Origin of the sequence: Bdellovibrio sp. GT3 (genome assembly GCF_037996765.1) — a bacterium.
In the GTDB taxonomy this organism is placed as follows: domain Bacteria; phylum Bdellovibrionota; class Bdellovibrionia; order Bdellovibrionales; family Bdellovibrionaceae; genus Bdellovibrio.
The window spans coordinates 1,598,674-1,621,432 of the sequence record NZ_JBBNAD010000005.1 but is presented as its reverse complement, the minus strand read 5'-3'; the positions used below and the strand labels follow the sequence as shown (position 1 = coordinate 1,621,432).

The 22,759-nt window shown below is 47.7% G+C and carries 21 protein-coding genes; 13 read left to right on the top strand and 8 right to left on the bottom strand.

Features of this window, described 5'->3' with window-relative positions:
- The first annotated feature begins 113 nt into the window (after positions 1 to 113).
- Complete coding sequence (locus tag AAAA73_RS15305) at positions 114 to 1,358, top strand: trypsin-like serine peptidase (RefSeq protein WP_340599348.1); 1,245 nt, start codon at positions 114 to 116, stop codon at positions 1,356 to 1,358.
- A 105-nt stretch (positions 1,359 to 1,463) separates the two neighbouring features.
- Here the strand turns inward: AAAA73_RS15305 and AAAA73_RS15300 are convergent, their stop codons facing one another.
- The gene (locus AAAA73_RS15300; protein WP_340599347.1) at positions 1,464 to 2,195 is read right to left on the bottom strand and encodes a carbonic anhydrase family protein; all 732 of its coding nucleotides are present in this window, start codon (positions 2,193 to 2,195) and stop codon (positions 1,464 to 1,466) included.
- 103 nt (positions 2,196 to 2,298) lie between these two features.
- Positions 2,299 to 2,640 (bottom strand): hypothetical protein, encoded by a 342-nt coding sequence (locus AAAA73_RS15295; RefSeq protein WP_340599346.1) that lies wholly within the window; start codon positions 2,638 to 2,640, stop codon positions 2,299 to 2,301.
- Between the two features lie 108 nt (positions 2,641 to 2,748).
- Here AAAA73_RS15295 and ubiG point away from each other — a divergent pair, with 108 nt between their 5' ends.
- Positions 2,749 to 3,516 carry a bifunctional 2-polyprenyl-6-hydroxyphenol methylase/3-demethylubiquinol 3-O-methyltransferase UbiG gene (gene ubiG, locus AAAA73_RS15290; protein ID WP_340599345.1) on the top strand — a complete coding sequence of 256 codons (768 nt, stop codon included), beginning with the start codon at positions 2,749 to 2,751 and terminating at the stop codon, positions 3,514 to 3,516.
- A 47-nt stretch (positions 3,517 to 3,563) separates the two neighbouring features.
- On the opposite strand, the gene AAAA73_RS15285 is transcribed toward ubiG, so the two are convergent.
- Positions 3,564 to 4,784, bottom strand: coding sequence for a hypothetical protein (locus tag AAAA73_RS15285; protein WP_340599344.1), 1,221 nt, complete (start codon positions 4,782 to 4,784; stop codon positions 3,564 to 3,566).
- A gap of 274 nt (positions 4,785 to 5,058) precedes the next feature.
- Between AAAA73_RS15285 and AAAA73_RS15280 the strand changes: the two genes are divergently transcribed.
- From AAAA73_RS15280 to AAAA73_RS15265, 4 genes are read left to right on the top strand one after another with little or no spacing between them, the layout of a single operon-like run.
- Positions 5,059 to 5,850 (top strand): N-acetylmuramoyl-L-alanine amidase family protein, encoded by a 792-nt coding sequence (locus AAAA73_RS15280; protein ID WP_340599343.1) that lies wholly within the window; start codon positions 5,059 to 5,061, stop codon positions 5,848 to 5,850.
- Between the two features lie 35 nt (positions 5,851 to 5,885).
- Entirely contained in the window at positions 5,886 to 6,617 is a 732-nt protein-coding gene (gene rph, locus AAAA73_RS15275; RefSeq protein WP_340599342.1) for a ribonuclease PH, read from the top strand.
- Between the two features lie 18 nt (positions 6,618 to 6,635).
- Complete coding sequence (rdgB, locus tag AAAA73_RS15270) at positions 6,636 to 7,232, top strand: RdgB/HAM1 family non-canonical purine NTP pyrophosphatase (protein WP_340599341.1); 597 nt, start codon at positions 6,636 to 6,638, stop codon at positions 7,230 to 7,232.
- A gap of 17 nt (positions 7,233 to 7,249) precedes the next feature.
- Positions 7,250 to 8,332 carry a hypothetical protein gene (locus AAAA73_RS15265; protein WP_340599340.1) on the top strand — a complete coding sequence of 361 codons (1,083 nt, stop codon included), beginning with the start codon at positions 7,250 to 7,252 and terminating at the stop codon, positions 8,330 to 8,332.
- Positions 8,333 to 8,417: 85 nt separating this feature from the next.
- Here the strand turns inward: AAAA73_RS15265 and AAAA73_RS15260 are convergent, their stop codons facing one another.
- Positions 8,418 to 9,674 (bottom strand): SUMF1/EgtB/PvdO family nonheme iron enzyme, encoded by a 1,257-nt coding sequence (locus AAAA73_RS15260; protein WP_340599339.1) that lies wholly within the window; start codon positions 9,672 to 9,674, stop codon positions 8,418 to 8,420.
- Positions 9,675 to 10,003: 329 nt separating this feature from the next.
- Between AAAA73_RS15260 and AAAA73_RS15255 the strand changes: the two genes are divergently transcribed.
- The 6 genes from AAAA73_RS15255 to AAAA73_RS15230 all read left to right on the top strand — a co-directional run bounded on the left by AAAA73_RS15255 (position 10,004) and on the right by AAAA73_RS15230 (position 16,348).
- Positions 10,004 to 10,948 carry a ribose-phosphate diphosphokinase gene (locus AAAA73_RS15255; protein WP_340599338.1) on the top strand — a complete coding sequence of 315 codons (945 nt, stop codon included), beginning with the start codon at positions 10,004 to 10,006 and terminating at the stop codon, positions 10,946 to 10,948.
- A gap of 60 nt (positions 10,949 to 11,008) precedes the next feature.
- Complete coding sequence (locus AAAA73_RS15250) at positions 11,009 to 11,668, top strand: 50S ribosomal protein L25 (RefSeq protein WP_340599337.1); 660 nt, start codon at positions 11,009 to 11,011, stop codon at positions 11,666 to 11,668.
- Between the two features lie 106 nt (positions 11,669 to 11,774).
- Positions 11,775 to 12,344 (top strand): aminoacyl-tRNA hydrolase, encoded by a 570-nt coding sequence (pth, locus tag AAAA73_RS15245; protein ID WP_340599336.1) that lies wholly within the window; start codon positions 11,775 to 11,777, stop codon positions 12,342 to 12,344.
- A gap of 45 nt (positions 12,345 to 12,389) precedes the next feature.
- Positions 12,390 to 13,490: a redox-regulated ATPase YchF gene (gene ychF, locus AAAA73_RS15240; RefSeq protein ID WP_340599335.1), complete on the top strand. Its 1,101-nt coding sequence runs from the start codon at positions 12,390 to 12,392 to the stop codon at positions 13,488 to 13,490.
- An 81-nt stretch (positions 13,491 to 13,571) separates the two neighbouring features.
- Complete coding sequence (locus AAAA73_RS15235) at positions 13,572 to 14,387, top strand: nucleoside-specific channel-forming Tsx family protein (RefSeq protein WP_445292046.1); 816 nt, start codon at positions 13,572 to 13,574, stop codon at positions 14,385 to 14,387.
- Positions 14,388 to 14,647: 260 nt separating this feature from the next.
- Positions 14,648 to 16,348 (top strand): CocE/NonD family hydrolase, encoded by a 1,701-nt coding sequence (locus tag AAAA73_RS15230; RefSeq protein WP_340599333.1) that lies wholly within the window; start codon positions 14,648 to 14,650, stop codon positions 16,346 to 16,348.
- Between the two features lie 3 nt (positions 16,349 to 16,351).
- Here the strand turns inward: AAAA73_RS15230 and AAAA73_RS15225 are convergent, their stop codons facing one another.
- The 3 genes from AAAA73_RS15225 to AAAA73_RS15215 are packed head-to-tail and all read right to left on the bottom strand — an operon-like array spanning position 16,352 to position 20,511.
- Positions 16,352 to 17,179, bottom strand: coding sequence for an ABC transporter permease (locus AAAA73_RS15225; RefSeq protein ID WP_340599332.1), 828 nt, complete (start codon positions 17,177 to 17,179; stop codon positions 16,352 to 16,354).
- Positions 17,176 to 18,108: an ABC transporter permease gene (locus tag AAAA73_RS15220; protein WP_340599331.1), complete on the bottom strand. Its 933-nt coding sequence runs from the start codon at positions 18,106 to 18,108 to the stop codon at positions 17,176 to 17,178. Before AAAA73_RS15220 ends, AAAA73_RS15225 begins: the two co-directional genes overlap by 4 nt.
- Before the next feature lie 21 nt (positions 18,109 to 18,129).
- On the bottom strand, positions 18,130 to 20,511 hold the full coding sequence (locus AAAA73_RS15215; RefSeq protein WP_340599330.1) for a transglycosylase SLT domain-containing protein: 2,382 nt from the start codon (positions 20,509 to 20,511) through the stop codon (positions 18,130 to 18,132).
- A gap of 70 nt (positions 20,512 to 20,581) precedes the next feature.
- Between AAAA73_RS15215 and radA the strand changes: the two genes are divergently transcribed.
- On the top strand, positions 20,582 to 21,982 hold the full coding sequence (gene radA, locus AAAA73_RS15210; RefSeq protein ID WP_340599329.1) for a DNA repair protein RadA: 1,401 nt from the start codon (positions 20,582 to 20,584) through the stop codon (positions 21,980 to 21,982).
- 2 nt (positions 21,983 to 21,984) lie between these two features.
- Here the strand turns inward: radA and AAAA73_RS15205 are convergent, their stop codons facing one another.
- Positions 21,985 to 22,719 carry an SGNH/GDSL hydrolase family protein gene (locus AAAA73_RS15205; RefSeq protein ID WP_340599328.1) on the bottom strand — a complete coding sequence of 245 codons (735 nt, stop codon included), beginning with the start codon at positions 22,717 to 22,719 and terminating at the stop codon, positions 21,985 to 21,987.
- Positions 22,720 to 22,759: the final 40 nt, after the last annotated feature.

Here is a 22,759-nt window from a genome sequence, read left to right as displayed (position 1 = left end):
GAATCTGGAATTTCACCGCAGACTATTTTCGGCGGCATCAGAGACGATCTTGCGCCTCTTTAAACTCGGGCAACCTCCTCTTGGGGGAGCGCTATTGCGCCGATAAGTTCAGTGTGAAAAGCAGCGTGATATTTTCCATTCTCATTTTGATACTGGAACCGGTGGCGGCTAAATCCATCTATAAAGTCACGTGTGAAAGCCCCGATTCCTGCCCGGAGTCCGTTGTCGGATTAAACTATGATGGAAAATCAGTCTGCACCGGTGTTTTGGTCGCTGACGACATTGTCGCAACAAACCTGCACTGTATCCCTGAAGACATTCGCCAAAATGAAACCTCTTGCAAGGGACGCATCACTGTCACTTTCCCCGCCTCCCGTTCACGCGACGAAGAGTATGGTGACTGCGAGCAAATCAAATGGGTCTCCCCGGCACTGAAGGACACGGCTCTGACTCCGGATTGGGCTTTCTTTAAGCTTTCCAAAAAAGCCCCTCGCCTCTCGGCACCAATCAATACATCTGGCATCTCTGATGGCGAAGTTTTGACGTTGTACAAAATCGATCCGACCGACAAGGGTACGGGAATTTTGCGCAAGGTTTCCTGCCCGGCCGTTCAGAACTCTTTGGCGAATCCCTTCTTTACCGGTGTCAAAAGTCCGATCATCGCCATGGTTCCTTGTGAAACCATGAAGGGCAACTCGGGCTCGCCACTGATGACTCCAAATCTTGAAGTCAAAGGACTGCTTAACTCCATGGGTACGGCGGCGGATGTGAACCTTAAAAAAGCGCCGTTTTACCACGTCAGTTTTGGATCCAACTTTGCCTGCATCAATATTCCAGGAATTGCCTCCTCGGCATCCCCTCACCCGGATTGCGGTAAAGCCAATATCTCAAGCGATATTCGTGAGGCGTCTGCCAACTTAATCAGCCGTTTCACAGATCCTTTGATGAAGTCCTTCAATGCCGATGTGAACACCGAACTCGATAAGCTGCACGCACAAAGCAAATTTGTTATTCTTTGGGATGTGGATCAAAAAAACCGCCCCTTTGACGGCGTGCAAACCAAAGTCAGTGAAGTCAGCTTTAAACCTGAATGCATCAATTTTAAAAAAGACAAAATGCGCACGCAACAGGGGCGCCTGCAAAACGGCACAGTTACCTATAATCTTGAATATCTGGAATGGGGCATGGAAATTCATCTGGATAATGGCGGCCGACCGCGGGCGGATTTGGTTTCAAAAAAAGCTCAATCGACACTGCAGTTCAGTCCTGCGCAAATGACCTCAGGACAACCTGTGACATTCAAACATGGGCATCAATCCTACACTTTGCAATTTTGCGAAGACATCCGTAAAAAATAAACCTAAGATTCAGGGCATGCCAAACACTGCCGCCGGAGCCTTTATCAAAGAGTCCACGAACTCCGACGACAGCCAGTACTTTGCATTAAGAACAGCTTTGAGGTTTTAGTGAAGGTCAGCCAACTTTGATGGCATATCCATGAACTTCACGTTGCCTGTGGAAATATCATACATCGCGCCCACGATGCGAACCTTTCCTTCTTCCTCAAGCTTACGGATGATTTCACTGCTTTTGCGAATGCGGGCCACGGTTTGCTTTACGTTTTCTTCAGAAACCAAGTCCACATGATCATAGGATTCCGGATTGAAACCCGATGTGGATTTTTTGACTTGTCGGACTGCCGGTTGAATCTTATCAAGCAAGGCGGTCAAATGCCCCAGCTTCACATTGTTGCAAGCACCTTTGACGGCACCGCACTTGGTATGCCCCATGACCACGACCAGTTTTGCTCCCATGGCTGCGGTTCCAAATTCCATGCTGCCAAGGATATCGTTGTTTTCAATATTACCGGCGACACGGGCTACGAACAGCTCCCCGATCCCTTGATCGAATACCACCTCAACCGGAATGCGTGAATCAAGACAGCTTAAAACCACCGCATAAGGTTTTTGGCCATCTTTGGTTTTGTCTATCTGATAGCGATAGTCGTGATTTCTTAAAGTCCCGGCAACAAAACGCTGGTTGCCTTCTTTTAAAGCCTGCAACTCCTGCTCTGGAGTTTCCGGAGCCATGCTTTTAGTGACTTGTTTTTTGGAAGAATCCTTTGCAAAAGAATCGCTTGAATAAGCACTGAACGTGAAAGCCACCGCCAAAGTCAAAACCATTGCCTTAACCATAACTCCTCTTTCTGTTGAGATTTAATCAACATTCTAGAGAGGGAGTTGCGATTCACATAGTGGACCTGATAAAGATCATGCCCACACGTCTTTACCTGCGCCTTTACATACGTTTAGGTGCGGTTTTGTCGTCCATTGAATAGATGGTCGTATCATTGCCAGAATCAATTCGCATGACTTCAGCACAAGGGCTTTGGCGGGCAATTCCTGACATATGCTGGGGAGCCTTTTTCAAAGAAACAGTTTCCGTCTTGCAAGATACGGTCTCGGAATATTTCTTACAGAAATCCGCAAACTTCTTTTTAAATTCCGGGTATTCCTTGGCCATAAATTTAGCTACGATTTCCCGGCGTTCTGTTTCTGAAACTTTTTGAAAACACTTGTATCCTTGCGCATGCGCCATGGAACCAACAACAATCACAGTTACGAAAATTTTTTTGTTCATGCACACCTCTTTTAAAAGAATCTACACCGCAAACTTGCAAGTTGCCACTGGATCTTGCCGACGGCCAGAGAGTTTCGCAGTCTGATTTAAAAACACCAGGGGTACATTATGGAATTGGATCTGGCCAAAGCAGACAATGAAATCATCAACAACAAAGCTTACGATCTTTTGGCGGAGCGCTGGTACGAGGCGCAGGACGATCCAATTGCACTGCTCAGAAATCAGCACAAGCTGGAAATGCCCTGGATACTACAAACCATCGAACGTTTTATTGGCAGAAAGTCCGCCAAAATTCTGGATATGGGTTGCGGCGGTGGCTTTCTATCCAACGATTTGGCAGCGGCCGGGCATCATGTCTCCGGAATTGACCTGTCGGACTCAAGCTTGAAGGTTGCCGAAAGCCGCGACCACACACATTCCGTGCACTATCAAATCGGCGATGTTTATCAGGTTCCTTTTCCTGATAACAGTTTCGATGTCGCCTGCGCAATGGATCTGCTGGAACATGTTTCAGAGCCACAAAAAGTACTGGCTGAAGCCTCCCGGATTTTAAAGCCCGGTGGCTTGTTTTTCTTTAACACTTTCAATAAGAACCAACTGGCCAACCTGGTGGTGATTAAATCCATGGAGTGGTTTGTTAAGAACACTCCCGATGACTACCATGTGTATTCATTGTTTATTAAACCCAAAGATCTGACCAAATGGATGAAAGAAACGGGATTGCACGACGTCGAGATTCGCGGCATTCGCCCTGTATTCATGCAAAAAGGGATCTGGAGTCTGATCCGCACCGGCGAGGTGCCGAGGGATTTCAAATTCACATTTTCAAAGTCACCAATGATTGCGTACACCGGCTACGCTATGAAGATGAAATAAAAAAACCCGGCGATGAGCCGGGTTTTTCAGTTTTGATTTCGCTTAAATTACTTTTTCTTTTTCTTTGCTGGAGCCGCAGCTGGTGCAGAAAGATCCACACCTTGGCTGCCTGCTCTGATTTTCGCAGCTTCCAACTGAGCGTCAGCAGCTTCAGCCTGGGCTTTTGCAGTTTCAGCGCGGATTTTAGCGTCTTCCGCTTTGTTCTTTGCTTCTTCTACGCGGTCTTGAACTTGTTCCAACTCTGCTTTGGCTTTTTCAGCACTTGCTTTGTATTTTTCAAGTTCAGCATCAGCGTGTTTAGCAGCCGCTTCGTTGTCCTCGATGGACTTTCTTGCACGAGCCAGCTCTTGAGAGGATTTTGCTTCCTCTTGACGGTACTTCATACGGTTGCTTTCAAGCTCTTGTTTCGCTTTAGCCGCCGTTTGAGTCACCTTCGCTTCATCTTTTTTGATGTCGTTCAATTTTTTGCGCTCATCTTCAACCTGAGAGCTCAATTTTTTCGTCTCTTCAGTTGCGGACTTCAGCTCTGACTCTGTTTTATCAATCATTGCTTTAGCTTGCTCTTCCTGAGCTTTCAATCGAGTCATCTCTGCTTCAGCTTTTGCTTTTTCAGCATCTGCACGAGCGATTTCTGATTTTGCTTTGGCATCGCGAGCTTTGGATTCAGCCACCGCTTTTTCAACCAGCAATTTTGTTTTTGAAAGATTTTGGTTTGCTTTCGCAGATTCCAGCTTGGCAACTTCTGCTTCCTTGCTGGCTTTTTGACCCGCTTCCGTAGCAGCTTGTGCCTGTTTTTCCATGTCTTTCGCTTGAGACATCATATCAGAGGCTTTTTTCTCCTCTGTTTTTTTCAGTTCCATCGCGTCGTCACGGGATTTTTTGGCTTTTTCAATTTGAGTGGCAGCTGTTTTACTGCGAGCTGTTGCTTCAGCCTGGTCTTTTTCAGCTTTCTTTTGATCACGATCAAAACCAGCAGCTTCCGCTTTAAACTTAGCTACGTCGCGCTCTGCTGTCGCCTGATCTCTTTTCGCTTCAGCTTCTGCTGAGCGAGCCTTATTAATAGCTGATTGAGCTTCAGTGCGTGCTTTTTCGCGAGTCTTACGCTCTTCCTCTGCACGGCGTTTCGCTTCGGCAGCCTCAGCTTTTGCACCTTCTGCATCCGCTATAGCTTCTTCCGCTTCAATTTGTTTGTCTTGTGCCAGTGCTCTTGTCGCTGTCGTTGTCATCAAAGCTGCAACAAGCAGAATACCCAAAGTTTTGAAATGCATGAATGTCTCCTTAAGCTGTTAACAGGCAATAGGATATATGCATTTTGGGCAAAAAAAAAGCGACCAGGATTGGGGGGGGAGGATCCTGGCCGCAAGGGGGGGTTGCTTTAGTACTAAAGCAATCGCGGTGCCAGACCAAGATTATGTTCAGGTCCAATTAAATGGAGCCCGACACTAAACCTCTGTCGAGAAATTATACGGAAAACGCCAATTGTCGGCCCTCCCCCAGCGACTGGACTCGACAGAATTTATTCAAGAAATTCTACTTATAGTAATGACCTCTATCAGATTGAAACAGATTTTGTGTTCCCTATTAGCTGGAGCCTGGGCATCCCCTGCTTTTGCTACATTCCATATCGTATTGGACCCGGGCCATGGTGGAACGGACAAGGGGGCTGTCTATAACTCAATCAAAGAGGCCGACCTTGTTTTGACTGTGGCTCGCAAACTTAAAACCCTGCTCAGCGAAGACCCTCATTTCGTAGTCACCATGACCCGCGATAATGATCGCGCCATCTCCCTTCCTGACCGGGTCAAAATGGCGGAAAAGGCTGAGGCCGATTTATATGTAAGCCTGCACGCCAATGCGGCTCTGGATCAGCGCGCCCGCGGAGTGGAATTTTTCTTTCAAAACAACCTGCCGGCTGATGAAGATGCTTTGTTTCTGGCAAACCAGGAAAATCAGGCACTCGCCAATGCCCGCGATCTCCACAATCTTTCGGGTGGCGACGAGCTTTCAAAAAAGGGCGACGTTGCCGCAATCGTCGAAGACCTGCGCCGACAAAATCGTATGAACTCCAGTCTGCGTTTGACCAAAGCTTTAACAACCATTTGGGAAAACGATGAAAATGCGATGCAGGCGACCATTAAGCAGGCCCCATTTTATGTGATCTCAAAAACCTCAATGCCGGCTGTATTAATTGAGATTGGCTTTATTTCCAATCCCCGCGAAGCGCAACGCCTGCAACGTAAGGACTATCAAAAAGATCTGGCCGAAAAAATCTATAACGCTCTCGTTTCATACAAAGAAAAGATGGACAATTCCTCTGCCAAGAATCTAAATTGAGGACTCTTTCATCCCCCCATTTCCAAGGAGTCCCCATGCGCAGCGACGGCCGCTTATTCGACCAACTAAGACAAATCAAAATCACACCGAATGTTGCTGAATACGCGGAAGGCTCTGCAATGGTAGAGTTTGGGAAAACCAAAGTTCTTTGCACCGCCAGCTACGAATCCAAAGCCCCACAATGGTTGGCAGGCACGGGTGCTGGTTGGGTGACTGCGGAGTACGGCATGCTTCCGCGCTCCACTCACACTCGTATCAAACGTGATAAGGCGGCCAACAGCGGACGCACACAAGAAATCTCCCGACTGATCGGCAGATCCCTGCGCGCGGCTGTTGATTTGAAACTGATGGGCGAAAAACAAATCACCATCGACTGTGATGTTTTGAATGCAGATGGCGGCACACGCACCGCTGCGGTAACCGGTGGCTACGTGGCTTTGGCTCTGGCACTAAAAAAACTGGCAGCAGTCAGTGAAATCAAAGCCAATCCTTTGATCAATTACGTTGCCGCGATCAGTGTGGGTCTTCACAATGATAATATTTTATTGGATTTGAATTATGACGAGGACAGCGCTATCGGCACTGACATGAACTTTGTCATGACTGACAAAGGCACTTTCGTTGAAGTGCAAGGCACGGCAGAGCACGTTCCATTCAACCGTCAGCAATTGAACAAGATGATGGATGTGGCTGAAAAAGGCTGCCGTGAACTATTCATTCACCAAGCCGCTATCATTGGTGAAACTTACCGCCTGGCTGGCGTTTAATTCAAAGGAGACGGCAACATGGAACTTTGGATTGCGACTGGAAACAAAGGCAAACTCTCTGAATTTCGAGTATTGATGAACGAAGTGGTGGACTTGCAATTGCACCATCAGGGCGAAATCGCCTCTTTCACTCCCCGTCCTGAAGACGGTAAAACATTTTTGGACAACGCCCGTATCAAGGCTAAGACTTTGCGTGCCGTGAAAAACAACGTTTGGGTTTTGGGCGAGGATGCCGGACTTGAAGTTGAGGGACTTAACAACCTTCCTGGTATTCATTCTGCTCGCTATGCGGGACCGAAAGCTTCTGACAGTGAAAATGTGGCGAAGCTTTTAAAAATGATCACACTGAAACCAATGGCGAACAAGAATGCAAAATTCGTTTGCACGACGGTCGTTTACACACCCACTGGTGAAGAATGGATTTTCACGGGCGAACTTAAGGGCACTATCGCCAGCAAGCCAGCAGGCCTGCATGGTTTTGGTTACGACCCTGTTTTCATCCCGGAAGGTCAAACACAAACCCTGGCGGAACTTGCCAGCGGCTATAAAGCCCAGCACTCTCACCGTGCGCAGGCGATTAAACAGTTTTTGCAGAAATATAATTCGACTCTATAAACCCAAGGAGTTGCAGGATGCGCTTTTTGATTTTCTGTTTGTCAGTTTTATCATTAAGTGCGACTTCCCAGGCGCAATCGATGAAAGCCTTCACTCCATTCGATGAAGGCTTCACCACTCAAAAAGGTTCCGAGATCATTGTTGAAAACATGCCGCGTGTGATGTCCCAGGATACATTGGGAATATGCTTCTCGTTCGCCGCAACAGCCGTCATGCAAGCCAACAACTGCCGAATAATGAAGCAAGATTGTAAAAACATTCCAGACTCTGAAATGTTCTCTCCCCTGGATGTCGCCCGCTTTGGAAAAAAACCTGACGGCGAACCGGACTACGCGTCCAGTTACAATGGAATCAAAGAAGGCGGCCCTGGGGCTTTTACTTTGAACATCGCCGCTAATTTCATTGGCGACTCAGCTTCGGAGGCCTGCATGTCCCTGGATAAACTGCTGGGCAAAATGGGCGGAGCCCACGACGGGACCGAGACTCAGTTAGAGGCATTTAACCGACTTAAAGCACTTTACAAGAAGTTCAAATCTATCGATGCCAAATGTGAAAAGTGTAAGTCTGATTTTACCGATGAAGCCGGAAAATCCATTGATCAGGATTTTTGCGTTCAAAAAGATCAAAAAGCCCTATTAAGGGCCTTCAACCAGGAAACTTATGACAAGTTCTTTGATGAACTTGTCTCGCCCGCTGAATGCAATCGCGCGAAAAATCGTGCTTACTTTGAGGGGAAAGATTCCACCGAGACCAAATGGTTTCCCGAAGATAAAAAAGATTTCAACTATAAAGCTGTGACCGAAAAACTCAAAAGCGTCCTTGCAAAAAAACTTCCCGTGTTACTGCAAAGCATCTGCCTGGATGAGAAAAAACCAAAGAAAATGAAAGACTGTCAAAACGGACACGCTGTGGTTTTAACGGGATTTGCACGTAAATGTGATCCTGCTGGGAACTGCTATGACGCCGTCAAAGTGCACAACAGTTGGGGCGAGTCTTGGCAAAAATCTCACAACGATGGCTGGGTTGCTGCCGACGAGCTGTTTAAGCAAACATTCATTGAAGTACAATCTCTGTCCTGGCTTGAAGACATACCAAAATAAAAAAGCCGATCCTTCGATCGGCTTTAAACAAAACGCTCTAAAATTTTCCAATACGTGCATCAATTACGTTCAATTTAAAATAATTTTAATATGCTGCCGGCGTCGCCACACAACGGAACCCTACGTTCCCGATGCTCACTCCCCAGGAAGCTGGTGCCTGCGTTTCATTCGCAGTGATATCACCAATATTTGCAGCGAAAATCCCCGTCACTCCCGGCGACGTGATGCAGGAAGCTCCTCCGCGAATCACTTTCCCCGAGCTGCCACCGAATAGATTACCCAGATAAACATCATTTGCTGGAACACTGGACATGCCAGTGAAATCCAAAAGGGCTTTTGAACCTGGCTTCACGTCCCAGGTGTTGTTGTGATAGCTGCGACCATAAGAGGAAGACAAATCAGGAGAGTATGAGTTGCCATAGATCGTGTCACTCACCCACTCCCAGACGTTACCACTGAAGTCCCAAATGGTGTTGCCACTTGCAAGCACGAAGGTACGACGCTGACTTCCCGAAGTGGCTCCTGTGCTGTCATAGGAATTGGAGGTATTTGCAATCGCCAAAGGCTCTCCCCAGGAATAGTAACCAGTGAATAGCTTGCCGGAAAGTTTTGCTCCGCCGGACCAGTTTTCTGCGCGATTGTAGATTTCCAAAGCAGCGGCATTCCATTCTGCGTTCGTTGGCAGACGATAGTTCACACCCAATGCCGCACAAGCTGCAGCCGCTGTCGCTTTATTGGCGATCCATGGCTTACCGGAAGAAGTTGCAACCGCGGATCCGCTCACTTGTTTCATCTCGAACTTCGCAAGACAGTAGGCCGATGTTCCCAATGCAGAATTCGCTGCGACCATTTCAAAGTTTGCAGGACAACCCACAACCGGAGTTGGGGATGGAGTTGGTGAAGGTGACGGACTTGGTTCTGGAGATGGCTCTGGTGATGGCGTTGGGCTTGGCTCCGGTGAAGGCATCGGCGACGGCGTTGGTGTCACCGTCGGTTCCGGCGTCGGAACCACCGTTGGCTCTGGCGATGGCGCCACAGTCGGCGCAGGAGAAGGAGCAACGGTCGGCTCAGGAGAAGGAGTCGCGGTAGGAGCTGGTGAAGGAACCACAGTTGGTTCCGGAGAAGGTGCTACTGTTGGCGCAGGTTCAACCGTCGGAGATGGAGTCACTGTTGGTGATGGAGAAGGTGTTGGTGTTACAGTTGGAGATGGCGATGGTGTCGGCTCAGGCGATTGTGTTGAATCCTCCGCTGGAACACTGACTTCGCTTTCTTCGCTTGATGAACACGAAACAATGAACGTCGTCATCGCCACGCAAAGCAAACCGGTGATCCATGGTCTCATCTTATCCCCTCTCCAAGGTATAACACTGCTCTCTACGACTTATTTTTACCGCTTCTTGACATAATCCAGAGAAAGTTTTGCGTTATGACACCAAATGTAGACCAAGGACCCCCTAAAACAGGCTAAAATGCGGCCAAAATACGAGAATACTCCATATTATTTTGCCCATCCCTTGTTGGCTTTCATGGAACTCCCCGGAAACGACCCCGCATCGCAGAATCCCCCTCTCAAAAACCAAAAAAGACTTTCCTAACTTTACTCTGACAAACGCGTTTGCTAGTGTCCTTCAAACGCACATTCCAACAGACGACTCTGGAGACTTGAGTAATATGAAGGGCCTAAAAGTATTTACCGCTAATTCCAATCCTGAGCTGGCGAAGAAAGTGGCTACTGCCGCTGGAATCGAACTTGGTTTTTCCGAGGTCAGCACCTTCGCCGATGGCGAAATCCAAGTAGAAATCCACGAAAGTGTTCGCGGGCAGAATGTCTTTGTCATTCAAAGCACCTGTCCCCCAGTGAACCAAAGCTATATGGAGCTTTTCGTGATGCTGGATGCTCTTCGTAGAGCCTCCGCAGCGTCCATCACGGCTGTGATCCCGTATTTCGGGTATGCCCGCCAGGACAGAAAGGTCGCTCCTCGCGCCCCTATCTCCGCGAAATTAATGGCAGATTTGATCGTCTCTGCAGGCGCAACCCGCGTGGTTTGCGTGGACCTGCATGCCGCCCAAATCCAAGGCTTCTTCAACATCCCGGTGGATCACTTGTTTGCGATCCCTACTCTGGCAAGAGCTTGGCGTGATGCCCACGGTGTTGGCCCTGACTTTGTTGCGGTGAGTCCTGACGCTGGAGGGGTCGAAAGAACCCGTGCTTTCGCTAAACGCATTGAATCCAGCATGGCCATCATCGATAAACGCCGTTCCGCCCCTGGCGAGGCGAAAGCTTTACACCTGATTGGGGATGTTGCGGGTAAAACCGCTGTCATCGTCGACGATATGATCGATACGGCTGGAACCCTTACACAAGCAGTTGACAGTCTCTATAAGAATGGGGCAAAACGTGTGTTCGCTGTTGCAACGCACCCCGTTTTATCGGGTCCTGCGATCACTCGCCTGAAGGAAAGCCCTATTGAAAAAGTATGGGTCACCGACACCATTCCGTTATCGGAAGCGGCGAAGAACTGCGGAAAAATCGAAGTGGTTTCTGTCGCTCCAGTTTTGGCTGAGGCGATCAAGCGAATCCACGGAAATGATTCCGTCAGCAGCTTATTTGATTAGAACTAAAATGCCCTCACGGGCGAAACAACCAATCCTCTATCGGACTAGAAGGAAGACATTATGAAAAATAGAATCGAACTAAACGTAGAAGCTCGTCAAACTGGTAAAGGTAACAGCCGCGAATTGCGCGTTAACCGCCAAGTTCCTGCAGTTATCTACGGTGCAATCGCTCCAGTAAGCATCTCTGTTGGCGAAAAAGAAATCGTTAAGTACAACGTTCGTGCTTACGAAAATGCTCTTTTCAACTTGAAATCTCCAGTTAAAGAAGCAAACGGTATCGTTGTACTTGTTAAAAAAGTAGACGTTCACCCTGTAACTCGTCGCCCACAACACGTTGATTTCTACGCTCTTGACCTTAAAAAAGCTGTTCGCGTTAACGTTGAAGTTCGTCTTGAAGGTAAACCAGTTGGTCTATCTGAAGGCGGTATGTTGAACGTAGTTAACCGTCAAATCGAGATCGAAGTTCTTCCAACTGAGATCCCAGAATTCTTCACAGCTGACATCTCTGAATTGGCAGTAGGCGACGCTCTTCACGCATCTGACGTGAAAATCACTGGCTCTGCTAAATTGATCTCTTCTGGCGACACAACTATCGCGGTTGTTTCTGCTCAAGAAGAAGAAGCTGCTGCTACTCCAGCTGCGGCTCCGGCTGCTGCTGCTGCACCTGCTGCTGCTGCGAAAGCTGCTCCAGCTGCTGCAAAACCAGCTGCGAAAAAATAGTTTTAGCTACTCCGGCGAGACTGGAGTACAGACTACTATCGCACTTCCAAAAAGGCGGCTCTCAGCGAGTCGCCTTTTTTTTTGATTTCGGCTTAACGAGGTTTTTATGTCATCTTGGTTGATCGTTGGTTTGGGAAACCCCGGCGGAGAGTACAAACTCACTCGCCACAATATCGGATTCATGGCTGTCGACTATTTCCTTCGCGGCCTGGGGGATCCCCACGTGAAAAATCAATTTAAGGCGGAAGTTTCCCAAGCCACTTGGCAGGGGCACAACCTTTACTTCTGCAAACCTCAGACTTACATGAATCTGTCTGGCGAGTCCGTGCAGCCTTTGATGGGCTACTATAAGATCCCTCTGGATCATCTGATCGTGATCCATGACGACATCGATCAGCCCTTCAACCAAATGAAGATTCATAAAAACCGCGGGCACGGCGGCCACAATGGAATCAAAAGTATCTCACAATTATTGGGAACTCAGGACTATGCCCGATTGAAGCTGGGTGTTGGTCGCCCCGAGAACCCGAACTTCCCGGTGGCGGACTATGTTCTGGGCAAGTTCTCCAAGGAAGAGTTTGATACTATGCCCGACTTCCTGAACAAAGGTATCGATGCTATTGAGAGTATCATTCTGGATGGCATTCAAAAAGCTTCGACAAAATTCAACGGGTAATATACATTTCCCGTGCTATTATTAGGTTTTTAATTAGGAGTTATCATGGCACTTCAGGTCGGTATCGTAGGTCTTCCGAACGTTGGTAAATCTACGCTTTTCAATGCGTTGACTTCAGCTAAGGCAGAGGCTGCCAACTACCCTTTCTGTACTATCGATCCCAACGTGGGCGTGGTGACAGTTCCAGATCCTCGTATGGATAAAATCACGACATTTATCAAACCACAAAAAGTAATTCCAACAACTATGGAATTCGTGGATATCGCGGGTATCGTTAAAGGTGCTTCGCAAGGTGAAGGTTTGGGAAATCAATTCCTTTCCCACATCCGCGCGACTGATGCGATCGTGCACGTTGTTCGTTGTTTTGACGACCCAAATATCATCCACGTTGCGGGTTCCGTGGACCCTCTTCGTGACATCGAAATCATCAACACAGAGTTGATGCTTGCGGATTTGGATTCAGCTGAAAAGCGCGTGAAGTCTCGCGAAAAAACAGCGAAAACTGGCGCTGATAAAAAAATCAAATTGGAATACGAAGTTGCTAAAAAAGCAGTTGAAGCTTTGGGCAAAGGTTTGCCAGCCCGTTCAGTTGAGTTGGACGAGCAAGAAGCTTTGATGATGAAAGACATGCACTTCCTAACTGCAAAACCAGTTCTTTACGCGATGAACGTAAACGACGCTGACTTCGCAGCTGGCGGCAATGATTGGACAAAAGCCGTTGAAAAACGTGCTGCTGAAGAAAACAATAAAACGATTTTGATCTGTTCTGCGATGGAAGCAGAAATCGCATTGTTGCCACCAGAAGATCGCGCAGACTTCTTGGCAGCATTGGGTTCTGAAGAGCCAGGCCTAAACCGTTTGATCCGCGAGGCTTATACGCTTTTGGGTTTGCAAACTTACTTCACCGCTGGTGAAAAAGAAGTTCGTGCTTGGACGATCCGTGCAAACACGAAGGCTCCGCAAGCTGCGGGCGTGATCCATACGGATTTCGAAAAAGGCTTTATCAGAGCTGAAACTTACCACTGCGAAGACTTGTTCACTTACAAGACTGAGCAAGCCGTGAAAGACGCGGGCAAATACCGTGTCGAAGGTAAAGAGTACGTCGTTAAAGACGGCGACGTATTATTCTTCCGCTTTAACGTTTAATTTTTTTAATAAAGGGTCCCACAAGGACCCTTTTTTTTCATTTTCCCAGCCTAATACATTTGTGAAGAAAGAGAAAACATGATGCAAAGAATTTTTGGTACGTTGTTAGTTCTTCTGGCGCTTTCCCCTTCTGCATTTGCAGCGAAAATCACGGATGGTGACATTCGCAAAGGTGACTATAAGTGGTTCCAGATCAATTTCATGCAATCCATCGACAATAAGATTCCGTTTGAAAAACAGGACGATACTTATATCGAATTGGAATTCGGTGGTCGTTCCGGAGTTTTGGATCTTTATGGTTACGTTGATGTCTTTGATATTACTAATTCTTCAAAAAGCGATCGTCATGATGGCGACAACTTCTTCTTCAAACTCGCTCCGCGCTTTTCTTTGGACTACATGACAGGTCACGACCTGACAGCAGGCCCGGTTCAGGAATGGTTTGTCGCCACTCTATTCAACATAGGCGATCGCGCGCTATTTGAGCAATACTTCGGCTTGGGTGCTGACATCCAAGTGCCATGGCTTGGTAAATTGGGAGCAAATTTAATGGCCCGCCACGTGCGCGAAAACTACGGCGCCGACGACGAAGGTTCATGGAATGGTTACCTGTTATCAACAAATTGGTTTAAACCTATTGTGGAATTTGAAAACAAATCCTTCATCACTTGGCAGGGTTACTTTGACTACAAATTTGGCGCTAACAAAATCGACGACGACGTAGACCGCACATCATGGTCCCTGGAATGGTTCAATGGTTTCTACTGGCACACCAAACGGTACTCAATCGGCTACGGCCCGAAATGGTACCAAAACATGGCGCTCTTTAAATCCGGCGGAATCGCTGGAGAAACATCGGGCTTCGGACACTATCTCGCTGTCACGTATAAATTCTAAAAGGTACAGACTTACCTTCTCCAATTCGAAAGCCTCAACTGTTTCAGTTGGGGCATTTTTGTACCTCGTGGTCAAAGTTGTCAGTTTGTACATCCGAAGCGGGTGTACAAACTGACAACTTTGACCACGCCATTCGATGTTCTTACGCCAATAATTGGCATCAACTGACCAATTGGTCACACTCTTAAATGCTACGAAATAGCTCTGAAACCTATTTGTCTCAATGTGAAAAACTGGCATGGATTGCATATTCTAAGGCTATGAGAAACTTTATGTGGCCATTTAAGAGTGTATTAGTGATCGCTGGAACTTTATTAGTTGCGACAGTCTCTTCCGCGAATCCTCTTTCCAGGGTTTGCCCTTTTGTACTCGAAGGATTTAAAAGTCCACCACAACCGCAAGGTGCGGCGTTGCCACCGTCCGCGATTCCTAAAGGTGACGAGCAGAAAGTCCTCACTGAAGTCTGCAAAGCTCCGCAGGTATTTTTGTCTTTAGGACAAATTCAAGCATTTAGAAATGGAAACTCTTATGCTTTCTTTTTGTTGGGCAGAGACAAACAAATTCGAGAAGCTTCCTACCAGGCCACTGATCAGAAGTTTTCGATTCGACAGTCCATTGTTACCATGGCCGACGGTGTGCAGATTCCAACTTATCTAGTTACAAAATCAACTGCAACGGCTACTCCAAACCATACAATTCTCATACGAAGCCCCTACCTTGCATCGAACCTGTCTGTATGGATTGAATCGGTCCAGATTGCTCTCCGAGGAGTAAATGTCGTATTTCAACCAGCCCGCGGAACTTTCCTGGCCGGTGGCGAGTTTGAATGGCTGGATTGGAAACAAGAAGCTAAAGATGGGAAAGCAACACTGGATTGGATCGTACAACAGCCTTGGAGTAATAAGAAAGTTTACGCGTTGGGAACATCCTATGATGCCTTTCTGGCGATGGCAGCAGGTACTACTCGACACCCTAACCTGTTAGCGGTGTTCGCTGCCAGTGGTCCTTGGAATCCATCGACAGATAGCCTGTCCGGGGCAGGGTACTTCGGACCGAGCCTCAATTATGTCGCAGCTTTAAATTGGGATGGCGGCGAACGAAACGCCATTGAGAAGATTAACTCGAAGATGCGATATCGATCATATTCAAAGACACTTGAAAAGAGCCGAGCCATCTATGGCCTAAAGTTGAAATCATTATCACCAACCGAGTTGCAGAAGAACTCTGAAGACTTTATTGAGTCTTTAAAAAAAGCCACTGCTACGATGATCTACGGTTACGGAATCCAAAATGACCAGGATAGCCGTGACGTCATTAATCTTCGTCCCAAATTAGCAGGCCACAACAACCACTTCTTTTTAGCCCACAATGAAGGACATTCACATGATCCTTTGAAGAGCTTACTGTTTTATTTGCTTGCGAATGGAGACACAACTCCGGGAAAAATAACACCGTGGTTAAGAGAGAATATTTTAAACAAGCAATTCTGCATCTTTACCGAACAAATCAGCTGTCAGGATGACATGTCTCCATTTACACCCACAATCCCCCACGTAACTCAGATTCCGAATGCTGAAATCAATGGAACTGACCTATACCGAGCCAAAGTTATGGAAAACTCAGAGACATATCTTTTTGGCCAACGACATATAAAATTTGAAGTGGAAGTACCGGAGACAGCCCCTGAACTCGTGCTACGGTCTTACACCTACGTATGTGAGGCTCCACAAACTTGCGCCGCTATCAGTCCCGAGGCAACAAATCATACTATCATGGTGGCTGGACTAAAAAAAGGAACTCATCAGTATGCAATCAGTTCGCAGCACGAATACTTCAAAATTCCGGCTGGAACGGTTTACATCTCTTTTGGCCTGGTGGACAAATTCGGAAAGCGAATGCCAGTCGATCCAAAAGTTAAAATTAGAAATATTGAATACACATTGCCGGTCATGGCCGACTAGGGACTATTCGACGCGGGCTTTGCGCTCGCGGGCGAAGTCGATCAGGATGTGGAAGCTCCACACTGTCAGGAATAAAATCAAACTTGGAAATAAAATCAGATGCGGAAAGCTCGACAGAGTTTTCCAGCCCTCAGACACCAGGATGCCCCAGCTGGTGTACGGCGGATGCACGCCGATGCCGATGAAGCTCATGAAGCTTTCATAAAGGATGTTGGTTGGGATTTGCATCGCGACCAGCACCAATAATGAACTGATGATGTTCGGTAGAATATGACGAGCGATGATGTGCGGGCTGTTGCCCCCGATTGAAATCGCTGCTTCCACGAAGGGTTTGCGTTTGGTTTCAATCACCATACCGCGTGTGACTCTGGCCAGATTAATCCAGTGAGTGAAGGAAATCCCCACACACAATCCGACCAACGCCGCCCACTGTGGATCCTGAATGGGCAAAATCACCTGCACACTTAAGCAAAGAACCGCCACCAAAATAAAACTTGGAATCGCCATGATGATGTCACAGAAACGCATCAACACGCGGTCGATCACGCCCTCAAACCATCCTGCCACGGATCCGTAAATCAATCCGATCAGAAAGGTCAGAACTGCACACACCACTCCAACGGTTAAAGAAACTCGAGCCCCCAAAAGAACCCGCGCCAACAAATCCCGCCCCAAAGAGTCCGTTCCAAACCAATGAGACCAAGAAGGCGCCATCAAAATCTGCTCGACGTTTTGCTCATAGCCCAGAGTAAAAAACAGGGGGCCCAAGATCACCGCGAGCATCAAAACACTTAAAAACACGATTGCCAGAATCACAGAGGGACGCTTCATGCTTCCTCCTGAATTCTTGGATCGACAGCGCGAATCAGCACATCAATCAGTGAGTTCACAACTATCAACAGGGCCCCGTAAAACAACGTAAGCCCCACTATCAAAGTATAATCCCGATCCCCCAGCGCGATAATGAATTGCCCGCCCAAACCAGGAATCGCAAATAACATTTCCACCAGGAAAGAGCCAGAAAGCAGCCCCACCAACAAAGGCCCCAGGAAACTTAAGAATGGCACCAGCGAATTACGAAGCACATGGTGAGTCAGCACTCGCCACTCTTGCACACCTTTGGCCTTGGCCGTTCTTACGTAATCCAATTCGTAATTGTTTTTCAAAGAGGTCTTAAGCAGACGCACCAGAATCGCCATAGGGCGCACACACAAAGTCAAAACCGGCAGGATGTAATTCCTGGGCTCAGTTAAAAAAGCCGTCGGCAATAGATTAAAATAAAAACCAAACAGATAGATCAACAACGGCCCCCAGAACAAACTGGGCAAGGAAATAAACGTAATCATCATTTGATCGACCGTCTTTTCAAACCATCCACCGCTGTAGCGCTGTGAAGTCAGAGCCAATACAAATGCCCCCAATACCACAATCACCAATGTGACCAAATTCAGATTCATCGTGTTCGCAAAGCTGTTGGAAATGATGGATGAGACCGACTGATTCGGACGTGACATTGAAACGCCCAGATCACCTTGCAGCATGGAGCTCAGATACTTGTAGCTTTGAGTCAGTGCCGGTTCCTGCAATCCCCACTGCAAAGTGAGAGCGGATTTCACCGTCGGATGGAGTGCGGCTTCATCATCAAAAGGTCCACCGGGCAGAGCCTTCAACAGGATAAAACAAAACGCCACCAGCACCGCCAGTGACGCCAAAATTTCAAGAGCCTTTTTGAATAGAAAACGCACCCAGTTGTTGTTCAATGCTGCTCTTTCAAATACCGACTAAATGTCGTCCCAATTTTCTTTACCGACCAGCTCCGCATTGACCTTAACAGGCACCGCTTCGGACAGGTATGGGAAAAGATTGTTATTGCTGCCGTACAGTTTTCCGTAAACGTAGGCATTGGAAACCACACGCTTCACATAGTTGCGAGTTTCCAGGAACGGAATGTGTTCAATAAATTCATCCGTTTCCAGAGTACCGAAAGACACCAGCCAGTTTTTCACGCGGTGAGGTCCCGCATTGTATCCTGCTGCCACCAATGGGATGGTGTTATCAAAGCGATCCATCAAGCGTTTCAAATAACGGGAACCGATTTGCACCGCTGTATCAGGCTCAAGCAACTGAGTGGGCTTAAAGTCCTTCGCACCAACCATTGTCGCCACTTTATAACCTGTGAACGGCATCACCTGCATCAAGCCCAAAGCTCCCACCGGAGAAATCGCATCGCGACGGTAAGAACTTTCCGCGCGCATAATACCCCAGACAAGCTCTGTCGGAACGGTGAACTTTTTAGTGTATTTGTCCACTGAATCAGAATACGCACGAGGGTAAGCCAGCTCCCACATCGCACGTCCGCCATCCAAGCCTTGAGAGGCACGGTTCGTACCGAAAGTAACTTGAGCAATATATGACGAGCGATTGAAGTGACCCGCTGTCGAGTATTCCGACATCAAAGTTTTCAAATGCTCACGGTTGCGGGTTTTTCTTTCAATGTCATAAAGATCCCAACGCGCCCATTCATTTTCACCAATAATCATCAAATCGCGGGCACGTTCAAAGCGCTTCATCAAAACCGGGCTGTTGAATACGACCTTCTCCCCGCCTTCAGTGACTTCGCCTTCTGTCGGAGCTGCTTCGTCCTGGGCAACTTCCACGGATTTGGTGTCCGGATTCTCTTCTGCAGCGATTTCCTCTTCGCTTTCTTTTTCATCATCGGTGGAGTACTGAGTGATCATCAGATTTTCTTCTGACTCGGACTCATCGCCACGATAAGTGACATCATCCACATTCGGCATCAAGAACTCGCCCGCTGAAAAACGCGAAATCATACGAGGTGTCGTTGGCAGATTCGTTGTTGCCAACTTTTGCAAAGGCAACACTTCCATTTTTTTAAGACGCTCTTGGGCGGCGATCGAGTAGTAGCCCATCAAAGGGTCTTTCGCCAGGGTCGCCATTTTATCACGGGCCTCGGTCATCTTACCCTGACGGAACAAACTCATCGCCATCCAGTAGCTCACACGATCATTCGGGAAAGACTTCCAAGCGCGCTTGTTACGTTTCTTTTCCCCCTGCATATCGGAAAAAGCCTTGTAAGCACCTTGGTAGTCGCCTTTTAGGTACTTCAACCAAGCCATGTGCCACTTTGCATCTTTACTAAGACCTGAGGTCGGAAACACTTTCATGAATTCCTGGAATCTGCGAGCAGCGCCATCGTAATCCTGAAACTGATAGCTCAGGAATGCAGATTGATATAACGCCTGACGACCTGTTTTGGATCTTGGACTTAACTTATAAGCAGAGTAATAAGACCCCACAGCCAATTGCACTTCACCCGCGCGTGCCGAAGCTGAAGCAAACAAAATCAGATAATCGAAATCACGTTTTTTCTCTTCATAGTAGGGCTTTAGCAAATCAACGGCTTTGCCCAGTTCGCCTTCTTGCATGTAGAACTGAACCTGCAACTTATCCGCAAGATACTTATCCACTTTTGCCAGATTTGTTTTCATCGTATTGATTTCAGCTTGGGCGCGGGAATCAAGCCCCGCGAACAACAGATATCTTACGCGAGTACGGAAGTCCTCGGTGCTGGTCGCACACGCTGTTTCCTTGCCTTCAAATTTATTTGCGGCAAGATCCACTCCCCAATCAGCAACTTTTGGATAAGCCGGATGCTTTTCATAAAGCTTCACCAACCAGTTACACATTTGCGCACGCTTGCCCAGGCCTTGCTCGGCAACGGCCAGGTTGTAAATGATTTCCGGATAGGATTCCGTATTGCGAGTGCGTTTTTCAAGCTTGGCAAAAACCGAGGCTGCATCTTTGAAATTCTTTTTCTCAAGATCAATCTGTCCCATCATGCTTTGCACATCGATGGTCATTTTGACGTTGGGAGAAAGGGATTGAATTGCCTCAAGCTCTTTATAAGCTTCGTCCAATTTGGAAGTTTTCAAATAGGATTGTGCCAAATAATAACGCGCATACTCCTGCATCTCGGTTTTATTTTGAGCGATAGTTTGAAACGCGGGAATCGCCTGTTCGTACTTGCTGGCTTTAAATTGCTCCAAGGCTTTTTTAAACGAATCCAGTTCGTCCTTGCCAGATTGGGCCATCGCCAAAGGCGCTGCTAATAGAATAGAAAACAAAACAGACTTAGTCCGCATCCCGTCACTCCCTCGTATCACAGATGGCGTCATCCTTGTCACCATCTCCTAATAATGATACCGAATATCTATGGCAAAATCGAAAAATAAAACTGTCTATACCTGTCAAAATTGTGGGGCGCAGCGACCTCGCTGGGAGGGCAAATGCTCTGACTGCGGCGCGTGGAATTCTTTCGTCGAGGAATTGCAGCTGGAAGAGCCTAAAACCCGAGGATGGTCCACAGGAAGTGTCGAAAAAACAAGCACTGCCCCTGGAGCAGGTAAACCCGTCTCTCTAGACCAAAGCCTCGAGGCGATTAAATTGGATCGCTTTGATACGGGATTCCAAGAATTGAATCGCGTGCTGGGTGGTGGTCTTGCCCGCGGAAGCTTCGTGTTATTGGGTGGATCACCGGGTATTGGTAAATCGACTTTGCTTTTACAAATGGCCGGCGGTCTTGCCGGTGACAAGCGCAAAATTCTTTATATCTCTGGCGAGGAAAGCGTTTCTCAAACGGGATCGCGCGCACATCGCTTGGGCATTCGCTCCCCGCTGATCGAAGTGGGTGCGGAAAGCAACTTGCACAACGTGATGGAATTGGCTCGCCATAAAAAACCGGATGTTCTGGTCGTCGACTCGATTCAAACCATGTATTTGTCTGACTTGCAGGCGGCACCGGGTTCTGTTTCCCAGGTTCGCGAGTGCGCTGGTCACTTGATGGGTTTGGCAAAACAAGACGGTATCGCGGTGATCCTGATCGGTCACGTGACTAAAGATGGCTCCATCGCAGGTCCCAAAGTTTTGGAACACATGGTGGACTGCGTGCTGTCCTTTGATGGCGACACTTCCTATGATTTCCGTTTGTTAAGAACTTTGAAAAACCGCTTTGGAGCGGCTCACGAGTTGGGCGTATTCCAAATGAATTCGAAAGGCCTGGAAGAAGTTCTGAATCCTTCTGAGCTGTTCTTGGAGGAGCGTGGCGATCAACTGATCGGCTCTGCGGTTTTTGCGTCGATGGAAGGGACTCGTCCGCTTCTGTGTGAAGTGCAAGCTCTGACTTTATCCACGAACATGGCCATGCCTCGTCGTACTTCTTTGGGTATTGATGTGAATCGTCTGCATTTATTGACGGCGGTTTTGGATCGCCACCTGGATGTGCGCCTGTCTAGCAATGATATTTTCGTGAATGTCGTGGGTGGATTGAAACTGATCGAGCCCGCTGCGGATCTGGCCGTGGCCGCTGCCATTTTGTCGACAGAAGGTCGTCGCGATCTTGACGCTAAAACCGTATTCTTTGGCGAGATCGGCTTGACCGGCGAAGTTCGCGGCGTTTCCTTCGTGGAAAGCCGTATCAAGGAAGCTGACAAGCTGGGATTCCAGCACTTCGTGATTCCTTACTCGAACAAACGACATCTGGCGGATCTGAAAATTTCTGGTGATAAGAAAATTTCTTATATCAAGAACGTTAAGGATCTAAGTCGCCTTATTTAAGACTATTGGATGCCGGGACCTCCGGCATCCTTTCCTTTATTCTCTGGCACAAAAGAATTCTGTTTTTCTCGGGCACGAATGACCTGCGGAAGCTTTTGCATTTGCCCGACCACGTCCCGCCCCCATTTTGCTGAATCCTTCGGCCCGTAGTGAATTCCGTCACCTTTACCTTGGGCATATGTAGTCAGCTTCGAACTATCAATGTAAGCACAACCTGCTTTCTCCACGGCGTCTTTTATTTTCACCACTCCTTGGGCAAGATTAGCCTTGAAGGGATTCTTACCCAATGCTGGCGGCCCGACCCAGATGCATTCGCTATGACTCTTTTTAACGACGTCCAACATGGAGCGGATACTTTTCAATTCGGATTCAATGTTGCCAGTACTCGCCAAAACATTAGTCCCCAAGGCGATCACGGTCAGATCGGGATGCAGTTTTCCCATTTCACTGGGAAAAGAATCAATCTTATGCTCTTTGACTCGCGTCTCTTGACCCTTCAAGTCCTTGCGCCAGTATCCGCAATTGGTGCTTTTGAATTTTGAATCTTGCGCCATCCAGGTAGAGGGCGATGATCCGCAGCTAGCCATGGAGGTGACGTTCTGAGAGACCATCCTTAAGTAGGTGTCAACCTCACCGCCGAATTTTCCATAGCTATTCGAGTCTCCGATGAATAACGCATTCATTGACCAAGCTAAGCTGCCACTCAATAAGGTTGAAAAGCAAATAATCCACTTCATATCTTTATATTACCGTCCCCCAGACGGTTCTTCAACATCC